Origin of the sequence: Lacisediminimonas sp. (assembly GCF_030645335.1) — a bacterium.
Taxonomy (GTDB): Bacteria; Pseudomonadota; Gammaproteobacteria; order Burkholderiales; family Burkholderiaceae_D; genus Lacisediminimonas.
In genome coordinates this window covers 38,664-53,489 of sequence record NZ_JAUSNH010000121.1, presented here as the reverse complement: position 1 = coordinate 53,489, position 14,826 = coordinate 38,664, and the positions used below count along the sequence as shown (strand labels likewise).

General features: G+C 60.3%; 10 protein-coding genes and 1 pseudogene. 6 read left to right on the top strand and 5 right to left on the bottom strand.

The genetic code is table 11. From position 1 onward, the window contains the following. The 5 genes and pseudogenes from Q7T64_RS08700 to ettA all read left to right on the top strand — a co-directional run. Window positions 1–264: pseudogene (locus tag Q7T64_RS08700) on the top strand (acyltransferase); the annotation flags it as partial. A gap of 185 nt (window positions 265–449) precedes the next feature. Beyond that, entirely contained in the window at window positions 450–1,013 is a 564-nt protein-coding gene (ahpC, locus tag Q7T64_RS08695) for an alkyl hydroperoxide reductase subunit C (protein ID WP_304794433.1), read from the top strand. Between the two features lie 123 nt (window positions 1,014–1,136). Then, entirely contained in the window at window positions 1,137–2,738 is a 1,602-nt protein-coding gene (gene ahpF / locus Q7T64_RS08690) for an alkyl hydroperoxide reductase subunit F (RefSeq protein WP_304794431.1), read from the top strand. A 238-nt stretch (window positions 2,739–2,976) separates the two neighbouring features. After that, window positions 2,977–3,366 carry a helix-hairpin-helix domain-containing protein gene (locus Q7T64_RS08685; RefSeq protein ID WP_304794428.1) on the top strand — a complete coding sequence of 130 codons (390 nt, stop codon included), beginning with the start codon at window positions 2,977–2,979 and terminating at the stop codon, window positions 3,364–3,366. Window positions 3,367–3,521: 155 nt separating this feature from the next. Then, window positions 3,522–5,189: an energy-dependent translational throttle protein EttA gene (ettA, locus tag Q7T64_RS08680; protein WP_304794423.1), complete on the top strand. Its 1,668-nt coding sequence runs from the start codon at window positions 3,522–3,524 to the stop codon at window positions 5,187–5,189. Between the two features lie 125 nt (window positions 5,190–5,314). On the opposite strand, the gene Q7T64_RS08675 is transcribed toward ettA, so the two are convergent. Further along, window positions 5,315–7,411, bottom strand: a complete 2,097-nt coding sequence (locus Q7T64_RS08675) for a hypothetical protein (RefSeq protein ID WP_304794420.1) — start codon at window positions 7,409–7,411, stop codon at window positions 5,315–5,317. Between the two features lie 301 nt (window positions 7,412–7,712). On the opposite strand from Q7T64_RS08675, the gene Q7T64_RS08670 reads away from it, so the two are divergent. Continuing rightward, window positions 7,713–8,603 carry an ion transporter gene (locus Q7T64_RS08670; protein ID WP_304794417.1) on the top strand — a complete coding sequence of 297 codons (891 nt, stop codon included), beginning with the start codon at window positions 7,713–7,715 and terminating at the stop codon, window positions 8,601–8,603. A gap of 29 nt (window positions 8,604–8,632) precedes the next feature. Here Q7T64_RS08670 and Q7T64_RS08665 read toward each other — a convergent pair whose 3' ends face one another. From Q7T64_RS08665 to Q7T64_RS08650, 4 genes are read right to left on the bottom strand one after another with little or no spacing between them, the layout of a single operon-like run. Then, complete coding sequence (locus Q7T64_RS08665; protein WP_304794415.1) at window positions 8,633–9,619, bottom strand: ROK family protein; 987 nt, start codon at window positions 9,617–9,619, stop codon at window positions 8,633–8,635. Between the two features lie 55 nt (window positions 9,620–9,674). Then, a complete protein-coding gene (locus Q7T64_RS08660; protein WP_304794412.1) occupies window positions 9,675–11,459 on the bottom strand; it encodes a glycoside hydrolase family 15 protein in 1,785 nt (594 codons plus the stop codon). A 13-nt stretch (window positions 11,460–11,472) separates the two neighbouring features. After that, window positions 11,473–12,273 carry a trehalose-phosphatase gene (gene otsB / locus Q7T64_RS08655; protein ID WP_304794409.1) on the bottom strand — a complete coding sequence of 267 codons (801 nt, stop codon included), beginning with the start codon at window positions 12,271–12,273 and terminating at the stop codon, window positions 11,473–11,475. A gap of 1 nt (window position 12,274) precedes the next feature. Next, the gene (locus Q7T64_RS08650; RefSeq protein WP_304794405.1) at window positions 12,275–14,515 is read right to left on the bottom strand and encodes a trehalose-6-phosphate synthase; all 2,241 of its coding nucleotides are present in this window, start codon (window positions 14,513–14,515) and stop codon (window positions 12,275–12,277) included. Window positions 14,516–14,826: the final 311 nt, after the last annotated feature.

Here is a 14,826-nt window from a genome sequence, read left to right as displayed (position 1 = left end):
GCGATGGGCGACAAATTCCATTCGCTCATCGACGTCACCATCGTCTACCCGGCCGGCGCGCCCAGCTTCTGGCAGTTCCTGTGCGGCGATACGCCCCGCGTCATCGTGCGCGTGCGGGCGCTGCCCATCCCGCCGGCCTTCTGCACCGGCGACTACGCCGAAGACGCCGCCTTCCGCGACACCTTCCAGCGCTGGCTGTCACAGCTGTGGCAGGAGAAGGACGCGCAGATCGAGGCCCTGCTGCACGGCCGCAACGGCCGCTGATCCCGGCCCGTCGCGCCGACGGCGCGCCCACCGGCGGCCCGTGGGCGGTGCGTCGCTCGACGTGATCAATAGCTTTTCTGCATCGCAGACATTATTCCAATCAACCCACGCAATGACGCAGCGCAGCAATACTGACGTCCGTTGTCGCTGCATTCCGCTGTTTCTCTCAACCTCAAGGAGTTTTCATGTCGCTCATCAATACCCAAGTCCAGCCCTTCAAGGCGCAGGCCTACAAGAACGGCAAGTTCATCGAAGTCACCGAGCAGTCGCTGAAGGGCAAGTGGGCCATCTTCATGTTCTACCCGGCCGACTTCACCTTCGTCTGCCCGACCGAGCTCGAAGACCTGGCCGAGCACTACCCCGCATTCAAGGACATGGGCGTCGAGGTCTACGGCATCTCCACCGACACGCACTTCGCGCACAAGGCCTGGCACGACACGTCGGATGCCATCAAGAAGGTCGACTACGCGCTGATCGGCGACCCGACCGGCACCCTCACCCGCAACTTCGGCGTCATGATCGAAGAGGAAGGCCTGGCGCTGCGCGGCACCTTCGTGATCAATCCGGAAGGTCAGATCAAACTGTGCGAAATCCATGACAACGGCATTGGTCGTGACGCCAAGGAATTGCTGCGCAAGGTGCAGGCGGCCCAGTACGTGGCCAGTCATCCGGGCGAAGTGTGTCCGGCCAAGTGGACACCGGGCGCACAAACCCTGGCGCCATCACTGGATCTGGTCGGAAAGATCTGAGTACGCCCTGCGCCGCCAGCACGGGCGGCGCAATGCCCGACAAACAATGCCTGGCTGGCGGCCACGAGCTGCCAGCGGGCAGCGCGCGGCCATACCACCCGCAACCTTCATATCGGAACAGCCATGCTCGACACCAACCTGAAAAACCAACTCAAAGCCTATCTCGAAAAGCTGACCCAGCCGATCGACATCATCGCCGCGCTCGACGACAGCGCAGCGGCGGCCGAGATGCGCTCCCTGCTCAACGACATCGCCGGGCTGTCAGACAAGATCGCCCTGGTCGAGAGCGCTGACGATGGTCAACGCACACCGTCGTTTGCCATTGCCGGCCGCGGCCAGCAGGCCGGGGCGCGCATTCGCTTCGCCGGCATTCCGATGGGCCATGAATTCACCTCGCTGGTATTGGCGTTGCTGCAGGTCGGCGGCCACCCGCCCAAGGTCGATGCAGCGGTGATCGAGCAAATTCGCTCGCTGCCCGGCCCCTTGCGGTTTGAAACCTTCATTTCGCTGTCGTGCCAGAACTGTCCCGATGTGGTGCAGGCACTCAACCTGATGGCCGTCATCAATCCGAACATCCAGCACGTCATGATCGACGGTGCCTTGTTCCAGGACGAAGTGAACCAGCGCCAGATCATGGCGGTACCGACCGTATTGCTCAACGGTGAAGTATTCGGCCAGGGCCGCATGAGCCTGGAAGAAATTGTCGCCAGGCTCGACACCGGCGCCGGCGCGCGCGACGCCGCCAGGCTGTCGCAAAAGGGGGTATTCGACATGCTGATCATCGGCGGCGGACCCGCTGGTGCAGCGGCCGGGATTTACGCCGCCCGCAAGGGGATCAACACGGGCATCGTTGCCGAGCGCTTTGGCGGTCAGGTGCTGGACACCATGTCGATCGAAAACTTTATTTCGGTCAAGGAAACCGAAGGACCCAGGCTGGTCGCCGCACTGGAACAACACGTCAAAACATATGACGTCGATGTAATGAATGCCCAACGCGCGATCAGCCTCACTGCCGGCAAATTGATCGAGGTAAAGCTGGAAAGCGGCGCCAGCCTGAAAGCGAAATCTGTCGTGCTGGCAACCGGCGCGCGCTGGCGCAACCTGAACGTGCCCGGCGAGCAGGAATACCGCAACAAGGGCGTGACTTACTGCCCGCATTGCGACGGTCCGCTGTTCAAGGGCAAGCGGGTGGCAGTCATCGGCGGCGGCAATTCCGGCGTCGAGGCGGCAATCGACCTGGCCGGCATTGTCAGCCACGTCACGCTGCTGGAGTTCGACGCCCAATTGCGCGCCGACGCCGTACTGCAGCGCAAGCTGCTGAGTCTTCCCAACGTGCGCGTCATCACCCAGGCGCAAACCACGGAAGTGATCGGCGACGGCAGCCGGGTAAAGGCAATCGCCTACACCGACCGCCAGACCGGCGAGCCACGCAGCGTCGAACTCGAAGGCATTTTCGTGCAGATCGGCTTGTTGCCGAACACCGATTTCCTCAAGGGCGTGGTCGACCTGTCGCCGCGCGGAGAGATTGAAGTCGACTCGCACGGGCGAACCTCGGTTGCCGGCGTGTTTGCGGCAGGTGACGCCACCACCACGCCGTACAAGCAGATCGTGATCGCAATGGGTGAGGGTTCGCGCGCTGCGCTGGCGGCGTTTGATTACCTGATCCGTTCCTCCGCGCCCGAGGAACAGGAACACACGCCGAAAGTAGAAGCCGTCGCCGCTTGATGGGTTCACCTTTCCCCTGACTTGATTCCAGACTCTCGATTCCGGTAGCAAAGAGAGCGGCAGGGCCAGCAATAAGATTGACCTCATACGGACCTGCAAAGCCAGCACCGGGATCATCCCCCGCGCGCTGGCTTTTTTTTGGGAACCAATCAAACGAACAACATGCCGAATACTTGCTCTACAATTCATTTGTCGAGCGTTAATCGAACTTTCGATCAATAACCATTAGGAGACCGGCATGAACCGCTTAATCAAGACTTTGCTACTGATAGCCAGCCTGACATTTCTAAATACTGGTGCGTTTGCCGCAAAGGAAGATGCGAAAGCAGTCAGCGCTGACAAGCCTGCTGCTGCCGCTGCGGCGCCGGCCGCAAAAGCCAAGGCAAGCGCACCGATGGATTTGAACACGGCCTCGGAAAAAGAGTTGGCTACCCTGCCGCAAATTGGCGAGGTGCGAGCCAAGGCAATCGTTGCCGGTCGGCCCTACGCGCGCAAGGATGAACTAGTCTCCAAAAAGATCCTGGGTCAGAAGGTCTATGACGGCATCAAGGACAGCGTGATTGCCAAGCAGGGCGCTTCCGCCGCCGCTGACAAGAAGGCAGCTCCGGCCGCCGACAAAAAGAAATAGCCTTCCGTAAACAGTCGGGATGCGTACCAGGCGGGCTGCGATGTGCAGCCCGTTTTTTTGGGCGCAAGGACATTCCCCGGCCGGCAGTACAACCGACAGCCTTCGGCATCAGTTATCCTTCCCGCCTGTCCTCCATTCTTCATCGGATTTACCACATGGCAAATTACGTCTACACCATGAACCGGGTCGGCAAGACCGTTCCGCCCAAGCGCCAGATCCTGAAAGACATCTCGCTGTCTTTCTTTCCCGGCGCGAAAATCGGCGTGCTCGGCCTGAACGGCTCCGGCAAGTCGACCCTGCTTAAAATCATGGCCGGCATCGACAAGGACATCGAAGGCGAAGCCACGCCGATGCCGGGCTTGCAGATCGGCTACCTGCCCCAAGAGCCGCAACTCGATCCCGAACAGACCGTGCGCCAGGCCGTGGAAAGCGGACTGGGCGAAGTATTCGAGGCCAAGGGCAAGCTTGATGCGGTGTACGCGGCGTATGCCGAGCCGGACGCTGATTTCGACGCGCTGGCAACTGAACAGGCACGGCTGGAAGCGATCTTGTCGACCGCATCCGGCGGCAACCTCGACCTGGAACTGGAAATGGCCGCCGACGCGCTGCGCCTGCCTCCGTGGGAGGCCAAAATCGGCGTACTGTCGGGTGGCGAGAAACGGCGCGTGGCGCTGTGCCAGTTGCTGCTGTCGCGCCCCGACATGCTGTTGCTGGACGAACCGACCAACCACCTGGACGCGGAATCGGTCGATTGGCTGGAACAATTCCTGCTGCGCTTCCCCGGCACCGTGGTGGCCATTACCCATGATCGCTACTTCCTCGACAACGCCGCCGAGTGGATACTTGAGCTGGACCGCGGGCATGGCATTCCGTGGAAGGGGAACTACAGTTCCTGGCTCGATCAAAAACAAGACCGCCTGAAGCTGGAGGAATCCAGCGAGTCAGCGCGCCAGAAAGCCTTGAAAAAAGAATTGGAATGGGTACGGCAGAACCCGAAAGGTCGGCAGGCCAAAAGCAAGGCGCGCCTGGCGCGCTTCAATGAATTGTCCGAACACGAATACCAAAAGCGCAATGAAACCCAGGAGATCTTCATCCCGGTCGCTGAGCGTCTGGGCAATGAAGTGATCGAATTCAAGAACGTCAGCAAGAGCTACGGCGATCGTTTGCTGATCGACGATCTGTCGTTCAAGGTACCGCCCGGCGCCATCGTCGGCATCATTGGCCCCAATGGCGCCGGCAAGTCGACCCTGTTCCGCATGCTGGCCGGGAAGGAGCAGCCGGACAGCGGCGAGATCACAATAGGCTCCACCGTGCGACTGTCGCTGGTGGACCAATCGCGCGATTCGCTCACCGACGGCAAGACCGTGTTCGACGATGTCTCGGGTGGTTCCGACATGCTGACCGTGGGCCGTTTCGAAATGTCGTCACGGGCTTACCTTGGTCGCTTCAACTTCAAGGGCGGTGACCAGCAAAAATTGGTCGGCAATCTGTCGGGCGGCGAACGTGGCCGGCTGCACCTCGCCAAAACGCTGCTGATGGGCGGCAATGTCTTGCTGCTGGATGAGCCGTCAAATGACCTCGACGTGGAAACCCTGCGCGCGCTGGAAGATGCCTTGCTGGAGTTCGCCGGCAGCGTGCTCGTGATCTCGCACGATCGCTGGTTCCTCGACCGCATTGCGACCCACATCCTGGCGTTCGAAGGCAACTCGCAAGTCACTTTCTTTGACGGCAATTACCAGGAATACGAAGCCGACAAGAGAAAACGGCTTGGCGAAGAAGGCGCCAAGCCGAAGCGGATACGGTACAAGCCGCTGCACGGGTAAACGGACATCGCGGAAAAGCGGCCAGCGATCAATGCGTGCCGCTTGTTTCACCCGTGCTCGCCATGCGGTCCGCGTTTTGTTGCAGGGCTGTGCGATATGGTTCCGTCGAGCACGGTTCTCTGCGGCTATTCAGAGGCAGACGAGTTCTGTGATTCGTCGTCTGCGCCATTGTCATCAACAAGGCTGGCCAGGTTATCCAGGGTCTGCAATGACGACCGTATGTACCGCTGCGGAAGCAGGAGGAACTCATCAACGATCATGTTGGCAATTTCGGGGGGAATATCCCCCGCAAGCCGTTGAAGTGCGACGCTTGCATCGCCCAGCGTCTTGTCCCTGTGCCTGTTCCTGTTCAGTGCCCGCTCGATCCTTTCTTTATCGTCACGAGAAAATAGCACGTGTCCGAAAAGGATTCCCTTGAGAGTCGGATGGGACACCACCATGTCGACAAAGCCTGGAACAGCTTGTCGGCTAAAGTGGTACAAACTTAAATTCAGCATCTCGAGATTGCGGTTCTCAGCCAAGGCCGAAATGATCAATTCGTCGTCGAACTGGCGATATGGGTCAAGATCTGTCACTTCAATTTCACGAGGACAAGAAGGTGATGCGATCAAACGCGCAAGCGCTGTCCAAACCCCTGAGCCGAATAGCCCAATCTTCAATTTGTCAAGGCGCGGGCGTGAATGAAACGCCTCGATGATTGCCGCGCCTTCTTCGTTCATCAAGTAATCCGGCAGCGCGAGTTGCCTGATTCCCGAATTTTTCCCGATAAGGCTGATGATGGCTTGACTGTGCAAGTTGAGATTCAAATCCAGGCACAAACCCTGCAAGCTTTCATTTGTTTCCAGTGCGCGCAGCATTGGCTCAATGGCGTGCTCCACCCCCTGCCCCTCAGGGATGGCGTACCAGTGCTTGATGGTCAGGTTCTTCAAGTGCGAGTGCTGAGCTAGCCACTCTGCAATGGACGGTGCGTAGCCGTGCTGGAGGACCAGCTTCAGCTTGGAAAGCTTGGCCATCGATTCACTGCAACTCCCCAGCAAGGTCCCCAATACCCATGAAGTCACCTTAAGGGTTCGAATGGCGGGTAGCAGCTTGCCCAAGCTACCCGGCTGAAGAAAGTCAGGGTGTAGAAGGTATGCCGGGTCCTGACAGAGGGGAAATTGCAGCCATGAAATGCCGGCCAGCTGGGACTGCGGAATACGCCGGAGGACCTCCGACGCGGTGCCGCCGCCTTCCTCGTCAACTGAAATCCAAAGCTTGCTGCTCAACGAGAGCTTCTCCTGCACCGCCTCGACCAAGGGCTGCAAGTATTCGTCGCCGAGTTCACCTTCGCAGCCCAGAAATATGGACGGATAGCTGGACACGCCCATGCTCACGGACGCACGAAACCCGTTTCCCTCAAAGGATCTTGGCTCTCTTTTCTCACGCTCTGCGGCCCCTGCGTCCCAGGCTTCCTGGTTTTTCCTGCGGGCTTGCGCAAGGTCTTCGAGGATATCTGCCCTTACGGCCGGCCAGAGGTCGTCTTCATCGTCTGTAGAAGATTCTTCGGTGGTTTCGCTGTAGCCGACGCTGGGAGAGTGCACACTGGGGGATCTTTCACTGGACGGGCGTTCGTCAACCATCGAATCGGACTCCTCGTTGGTCGATTGACTATTTTCGTCCATCGGAAGATCGCGGTCTTGCTCATCGAAAGACGCTTCATTGGTTTCGCCATAGCCGGCGCTGTTCTCGAATTCGGGAGATGGCAGAGGGGATCTTTCTGACGACGACTGGTATCCGTAAAACATCAAGCCCGCCTCCTCAGGGAGCGATTCACCATTTTCGTCCACCCGGAAGCCGGGATTTTTCTCATCGAAAGGGAACAAGGAATACTCTTCGTCCCCAAGGAAACCAGACGCTGATGATCGAGCTTCATCGTCGGCGGCCGGCCATTCCGCACGGTGGTGGCCATTGAGGTTCTCCTCTTTGTCCGCAGCGGAGGCTTGCCAGAGAACCGGATCACGAACAACAATGTTGGGGGCAACAGGGGCTCTCGCCAGCCAGGGAATAAATAATCCCCACGGCCCGAGTGTGGGTAGAGGAATCGCCGCGCGGTGCTCGATCCCACGGTTCCTTTCGACCATATTCGGCACAGAAACCTGCATCGATTCCGCTTGGTCGCGTCTTTGCCGCTTGGACTCGTTAAAAAATTCGTCTTCCCTTGCCCGTTTTCCAGTGACCTGCATGGAGCACTCCTCATAGTCCAGATTTTTGGAGCGGCTTGGTAACACGTACGAAGAAAAAGTCTCGTCCCGACTGACCAACAAGGACCGAATACCAAGAAAAAAAGTCTCCTGCGGCCGGATGCGCCTGTCATGTTGCTGACAGGCCTTATTGCCGGCCCTCAGGTTTTTGATGGTGTGGCCGAAGCAGAGCAATTTCTCATCGATTCGTGGCCCATAATGGCGGCTGGACGAGCGCCGCTTGCGACACCGCCCGGTTAGCTCCTGATGCTCTTCAGCCCTGCAGATCCGACGAAGATTACAGATGACCGAACGCGAAAAACCAACTGCCATCCCCGCTGATCCGGGGGCTCGATTCGGCAAACCAGCCGAATCGGGCTGGCGCCAGCGCTTTTACATCATCATCTTCGAATCGGACACGCCAGCTGGCAAGTTGTTCGACCTGGCATTGATCACAGCGATCATCGTCAGTGTGCTGGTCGTCATGCTCGATACAGTCCAGTCGGTGTCGGCGCGCCACAGCGCAATGCTTAACGTGCTGGAGTGGCTGTTCACGATCACGTTCACGCTGGAGTACCTGGCGCGCATCGCCTGCGTGCGCAATCCGCGGCGGTACGTGACCAGCTTCTTCGGTGTCATCGATTTGCTTTCCATCCTGCCGACCTACGTTGCGCTGCTGGTTCCCGGCACCGAAGTGCTGCTCGACATACGGATCCTGCGCGTACTGCGCATCTTCCGGATACTCAAGCTGACCGCCTATGTCGAAGAATATGGCCTGCTCGGTCGCGCCATGATGGCCAGCCGGCGCAAGATCCTGATTTTCCTGTCGGTGGTGGGTATCATTGTGTTGGTGATGGGCACGGTGATGTTCGTCGTCGAAGGCCCGGGGAACGGCTTCACCAGCATACCCACATCAATCTACTGGGCGATTACGGCGGTGACCACGGTGGGATTCGGCGACATCGTGCCAAAAACCGATCTCGGCCGCGCGATTGCATCGCTGATGATGCTGACCGGCTGGGGAATACTGGCCGTGCCGACCGGCATCATCAGTTCGGAAATGACCGCGCAGCGCTTCACGCGGATCGTTCGGCCGCGCGTGTGCCCGGCGTGCCTCTCGGAGGGGCATGAACCTACGGCACGGTTTTGCAAGGATTGCGGGGCGGAATTGAATCCGGTGGAAACACCGGGCTAGCGACCGGCCGCCGATCTGCCCGCGAATTGTCAGGACGGATCGGCCAGTTGCTCCTGCCACGGCCGCGTCGTGCGCCATTGGGCCTGCCAAGCTGGCGGCATCACCAGCGACAGCGCGCCAATGTCGGCGACCAGCCGTCCCAAGCCGGCAGACAGCACCTGCACGCCCTGGCTCAGCGCCGGCAAGCGCGAACTGATTTCCTGTTGCACGATCGGCGCCAGCCAGTCGCCGTGATGCTCCCAGACCGCGCCGCCGATCACGATGCGGCGGGTGTCCAGCGTGGCAGTCAGGTTGTACAGCGCGCGGCCCAGCCAATGGGCGGCGTCCATGACGATCTCGCGCGCCGCGGCATTGCCCTCGCGGGCGTCATTGAAAATATCCGCGGTGGTACGCCCCAGCCGGCGCGCCAGGTTGCGGCCGGAAATCATGCCTTCCAGGTCGCCGCGGTTACCGCAGCCACACAGGGCGTCCGAACTTTCGCTCATCAACATGTGTCCGGCATGGCCGGCATTGCCGCTTTTGCCGGCCAACAAATTGCCATCCACGCACAGTCCGAAGCCAACGCCGGTACTCCAGGTGACGTAGATGCAATCGGGTTCATCCTGCACAGCACCGAAGATTCGCTCGGCATGCAAGGCCGCCACTGCGTCGTTGCAGATGACCATGCTGGAAAAACGACTTCGCAGCACGCGCTCCAATGGAATGCTGGCCCAGTCGTTGGGCAAATCATCAGCAACCGACAAGGCGCCGCAGATATTCGGCGTGACCAGTGCGAGCCGGCCGTCGAGGCGGGCAAACGGGCCACAGGAGCTCACGCCGACCGCATCCACGCCGGGGACACCTGCTTGCGCCATGGCTGCGTCGAGCAGCGCGATCAACTGCTCGGGCAGGGCTTCGGGGGCGCCGGTCTTGCAGGTAGGTTCGGACAATCGGCACAGTACGCCCTGCGCAGTCGCGACCGTGACCGCGACCTTGGTGCCGCCAATGTCGATTCCGCCAATAACGCCTTTTTCCACCCTTTGCTCCCTGGTAAAACCCTGGCTGCATCACAAGATCAGACTGCCTACTGGCTCAGTAAGCGTTATCCCACGATTGCGACAGCCGTGACGCGCACTGGATCAGGCCGACCATGCTGTAGGTCTGCGGGAAATTGCCCCATAGCTCGCCGCTGTCATGCATCAGGTCTTCGGACAACAGACCCAGATGATTGCGCCGCGCCAGTACATTTTCAAACAGCCCGCGCGCCTTGTCCTTCTCGCCCATGTGCGACAGCGCCAGGATCCACCATAAGGTGCAGACCAGGAAGGCCGTCTCGGGCAAGCCGAAATCATCTTCCTCATCGTAGCGCAACAGGAAGTCGCCGCGCTGCAGGTTTTTTTCGATGGCGCGCACCGTCGAGACAAAGCGCGGATCGCGCGCCGGCAGGAACTGGATTTCGGCCATCAGCAACAGGCTGGCGTCGAGCCGGTCGCCTTCGAAGGTCGAGGCAAAACTGCCCAGTTGTTCATTCCAGGCACGGGCGCAGATTTCATCGTGGATTTTCTGTGCGTGGATGCTCCAGTACTGGGCGCGATCAGGCAACTGCAACTGCGTGGCAATGCTGGCCAGCCGGTCGCAAGCGGCCCAGCACATCAGGCTGGAGAACGTGTGGATCCGCTTGATGCCACGCAACTCCCATATGCCGGCATCAGGCACGTTGTAGTTGATGATCGCCTGCTCGCCCAGGCGCTCCAGGTCATGAAAGATATGTCGGTCGGCGGGCCGTTCCAGCCGCTGATCGAAAAATGCATGGGCGCTGGCCAGTACCGCTTCACCAAAAACATCATTCTGGATCTGGAAGTAGGCCGAGTTGCCGACCCGCACCGGCCCCATGCCGCGATAGCCCGATAGCGCGGTCTCTACCCGCTCGTCGAGCACGGCTTCGCGCCGCAGGCCGTACACCGGCTGCAAGGGTGCATCGCGGGTATCGGCAATGATGTTGAGGATGTAGTCGAGATATCGCTCCATGGTGCCGGTGGCGCCCAGGCCATTGAGGGCATTCACCACGAAGTAGGCATCGCGCAGCCAGCAGAAGCGGTAGTCCCAATTGCGCCCGCTGTTGGGCGCCTCGGGAATCGAGGTGGTGGTGGCGGCGATCACGGCGCCGGTATCTTCGAATGCATTGAGCTTGAGCGTGATCGCCGAGCGGATCACCACGTCCTGCCATTCGAACGGAATGGCCAGGTTGCGCACCCAGCGATGCCAATAGGCGCGCGTCATTTCATGGAAATTGCGGCCGACATCGCGGGGCGATCCGTCCACCGTTTCGTCCGGCCCCATCAGCAGGGTGACGGCGTCCTGCAGGAAGAACGGCTTTTCATCGATCACGGCAGACACCGACGCATCGGTCGTCAGCCGCATCGACTGCGACGAACCGGTGTAGGAAATATGGTGCGCACCGCAACGCGCCTGGGCAGGCTCGCGGCCGTAATTTGCCATCGGCCGCACACGCAAGACAATGCGCGGCCGGCCGCTTGTGCGGCGCACGATGCGCACCAGCATGGATGGCGAAAACATGCGGCCATGCAAATAAAAGCGCGGCGCAAAATCGGTGATCTCGATGCCGTTGCCGGCGCCGTCTTCAAAACGCGTGACCAGGATCGCCGAATTGCGCTCGTAATGCTGGTCCACCAGGCGCGCCTCGGGAAACAGTACATCGACCATTCCGCACGGGTCATCCTGCGCGCCCTTGAGCAGCGAACAGCACAGCGGATCGCTGTCGAAATAGGGAAAGCACCACCAGACGATCGCGCCGGATTTGTCCACCAGCGCGCTGGTGCGCGAATTGCCGATCAGGCCAAGATCAAGATTACTCAAACGTGTGTCCTCATTACTCGTTGCCGGCCCGCTGCACCATGCAAGCGTGACCGCCGACCGTATCCGCGCAAAGCCGCTCGATCAGGTTGTCCAGCAAGTGCACGATGTCGTGCCGCCGTGGAAGGTAGAACTCGGCCGCGCTTTGCTGATGCGGCTCGATCCGGACCGACAGCAGGCCGGGATGATTGATCCGGAATGCATCTTCGTCCGTCACATCGTCACCGACATACAGTACCGTGCTGCATGCGCTCAGCGCGATCAGGCGTTCCAGCGCCAGCCCCTTGTCGGGCGCGCCCTGCGGCAGCAAGTTAAGCACGAACTTGCCGTCCACGATGCGCGGTGGCGGGTCGAGCAGGTCGACCAGCTCGCGCAGTTGCGCAGCGGCCACGACCGGATCGCGCGCGGAGCGATAATGCAATGACAGCGAATATGTCTTGTCTTCGATGAATACCCCCGTGTCAGCCGGCAGGCCTGCGGTTAACTGGCTGACCCAGTCCCGGCACAGCGCGTAATAAGTTGCGCTGTCATTTTCCCAGCCGGGCAGACCCTGCATGCCATGGTTGCCGACCAGGTAGTGCGGGTCGAATCCAAGCCGGTGGCGGATGTCTTCCAGCGAACGTCCTGTGAGCACACCGACCGGCGCGATCTGCGACAGGCTCAAAAGCCGCTGGAACACCTCGTCGGGAAGTTGCGCATCATCGGGCAGCGGCGTGATCGGCGACAGCGTGCCGTCGAAGTCGAACACGCACAGCACGCCCGGCTGCACGATCTGGTCCAGCCTGCGCCGGCCGGCGATGGAAAAAAGTGGCTGCATGTCAGACTACCCTGCGCAAGGCCTTGCGCGATTGCGAATGGATACGCGCTGTCACCCGCTCGCGCCGCCGCAGCCGCGCTGCATCGATCAGCATGCGCCCGGCCCAGCGATAGACATTGAAATCGCGCACCAGGATGCGCATGCTGCGCATGCGTTCCCGTTGCTCGCCTTCAGGCATGGTCAGCGCCCGGTGCAGCGCTTCTGCGCCTTGTTCGATATGGTAAGGATTGATGATCAGTGCCTCATGCAGTTCACGCGCCGCACCTGTGAATTGGGACAGTATCAGTACGCCCCGCTCGTCGTCGCGCGCGGCGACAAATTCCTTGGCCACCAGGTTCATGCCGTCATGCAGGCTGGTCACCATGCAGACGTCCGCGCCACGATAGTATCGGTTGACGTCTTCCGAGTCGTAATGTTCGATCTTGAGGATGATAGGCTCGTAACTGCCATTGGAAAAGCGCTTGTTGATGCGCAGCGCCAGCGCGCGCACCCTCGACTCAAGGTTCTGGTACTCGTCCAGCGACGAGCGGCTGGGCGCGGCGATCTGCACCAGCGAAAAATGGCCGATCAGCGAGGGATACAATTCCAGTACCCGCTCCACTGCCTGTATGCGCTCGATGATGCCCTTGGTGTAATCCAGCCGGTCCACGCCAAGCGCCAGCAAATGCTTGTCCGACAGGCCAAGCTCGCGGCGCACATCGGCGCGGCAATCCGGCACCGAACGCGGGAATTCATCCGGCCAGGCTATCGAGATCGGATACGGCTCGACTTCGGTCAGTTCGCCGCCATACGAAATGGTAGAAGCTTCATGTTCGATACGCGCCTCCAGATACCGGTCAACCGTTTCCAGGAAATTCTTGCAGTGGAATGGCGTGTGGAATCCTAGCAGGGTATTGCCCAGCAAGCCTTCAAGAATTTCCTCGCGCCAAGGGCAAATGCCGAACGATTCAGGGTTGGGCCAGGGGATATGCCAGAACATTATAATCGTCGCCCGCGGAAGCTTTTCGCGCACCATGCGCGGCAGCAGCGCGAAATGGTAATCCTGCACCAGCACCACCGGATCTTCCGAATGCGCCTCCTTGATGACGGCGTCGGCAAAGCGCTGGTTGACCGCCACATATTGCTCCCAGTCGCTGGTGCGGAATACCGGGCGTACATGGGCGATGTGGCACAGCGGCCATAGTCCTTCATTGGCGAATCCGTAGTAGTACCCTTGCTCTTCTTCCTTGCTCAGCCAGACACGCCGCAAGGTGTAGGACGGCTTGCGCGGCGGCACCGCCACATGGTCATTGGCATCCACCGTTTCCCGATCGGCAGTACCTGCGCCATGGGCAATCCAGGTGCCGGAGCAGGCGCGCATCACCGGTTCCACCGCCGTCACCAATCCGCTGGCCGGGCGGCGCACTTCAATCCCCTCCGGTGTGCGCGTGTGGATGTAAGGCTCGCGGTTCGACACCACCAGGATCTGGTCGCCCGACAACTCGTCATGCAGCAGGGAGCGCAGTTTTTCCGGCGTCCAGTTGATCGCAGAGACCCCCTCGCCACGCCGGTCCACCCGCATCTCATGCAGCAATGCCCGCAGGTCGCCCACCAGCGGCTGCACTTCCGGCGGCGCCGATAGCGACCGCGACGAGCGCTCGTCGAGGTGCAATATTCCCTTGACCGCATTGATCCAGCCACGCCAGCTCAGGTGCGCGATGAATACGGTGATCAGCGAAATCACCACCGCCAGCAGTGCAAACAAGGTGATCAGGTAATGCTGCGTCTCTGCCGTACGCCGTTCGATATAGCGCATATCGTGCACCAGTATCAGCTGGCCCAGCACTTCCGTGCCTTGTCGCACCTGGCTTTCAGTCACATGGACCCGGCCGTCAGGCAGGTCGACCAGCGAGCGCTGCGTCTCGGACCCGGCGCCTCCGGCGCGACAGCCCAATACGACCGGATAGGTCGAACTGCGATACAACAACTGGCCCGAGGGACTGCAAAATCCCAATGCGTACAGTCCGCCTTCCTGCACGGAGCGGTCGAACAGTTGCCTTATTTTTTTCTGGTTCTTGTCGGCGACATATTCCAGCAAGGGCTGCTGCAGCGCGCTGGCCAGCATTTGCGAGCGCGCTTCGAGATCACGGACGAACCAGCGCACGGTCATGTCATTGACGACTGGCATCACGGCATAGGCGAACAATCCTACGACCAGGGCCAGCGGCAAAATGAAGCGTAATGAAAACCGAAAAGATTGCATGTTTGGTGCTTTCAATCCACATGCCACTGTCGGCAGGATTTGCAACAGGTCAGCGCACAGCATGTCGCAAACTGCGGCCATGCCATGTGCGAAAGCTCACTGACAGGCGAATCTGCAAGCGGCGCGGGCCTTCAATCCGATCGCGTACGGGTGCCAGCGGGTGCCGGCGGGCACCGGCTCCGGCGGCAGCCTCAGGATATTCAGCCGGCCCGGCGAAGAAACTCCCACCTGCCCAGGATGGCTTTCCCCGACGGATTTCCTGACGGGAACTATTTCGGACCTTTTGTTACCAAGGCTGGCGGGCAATGCTT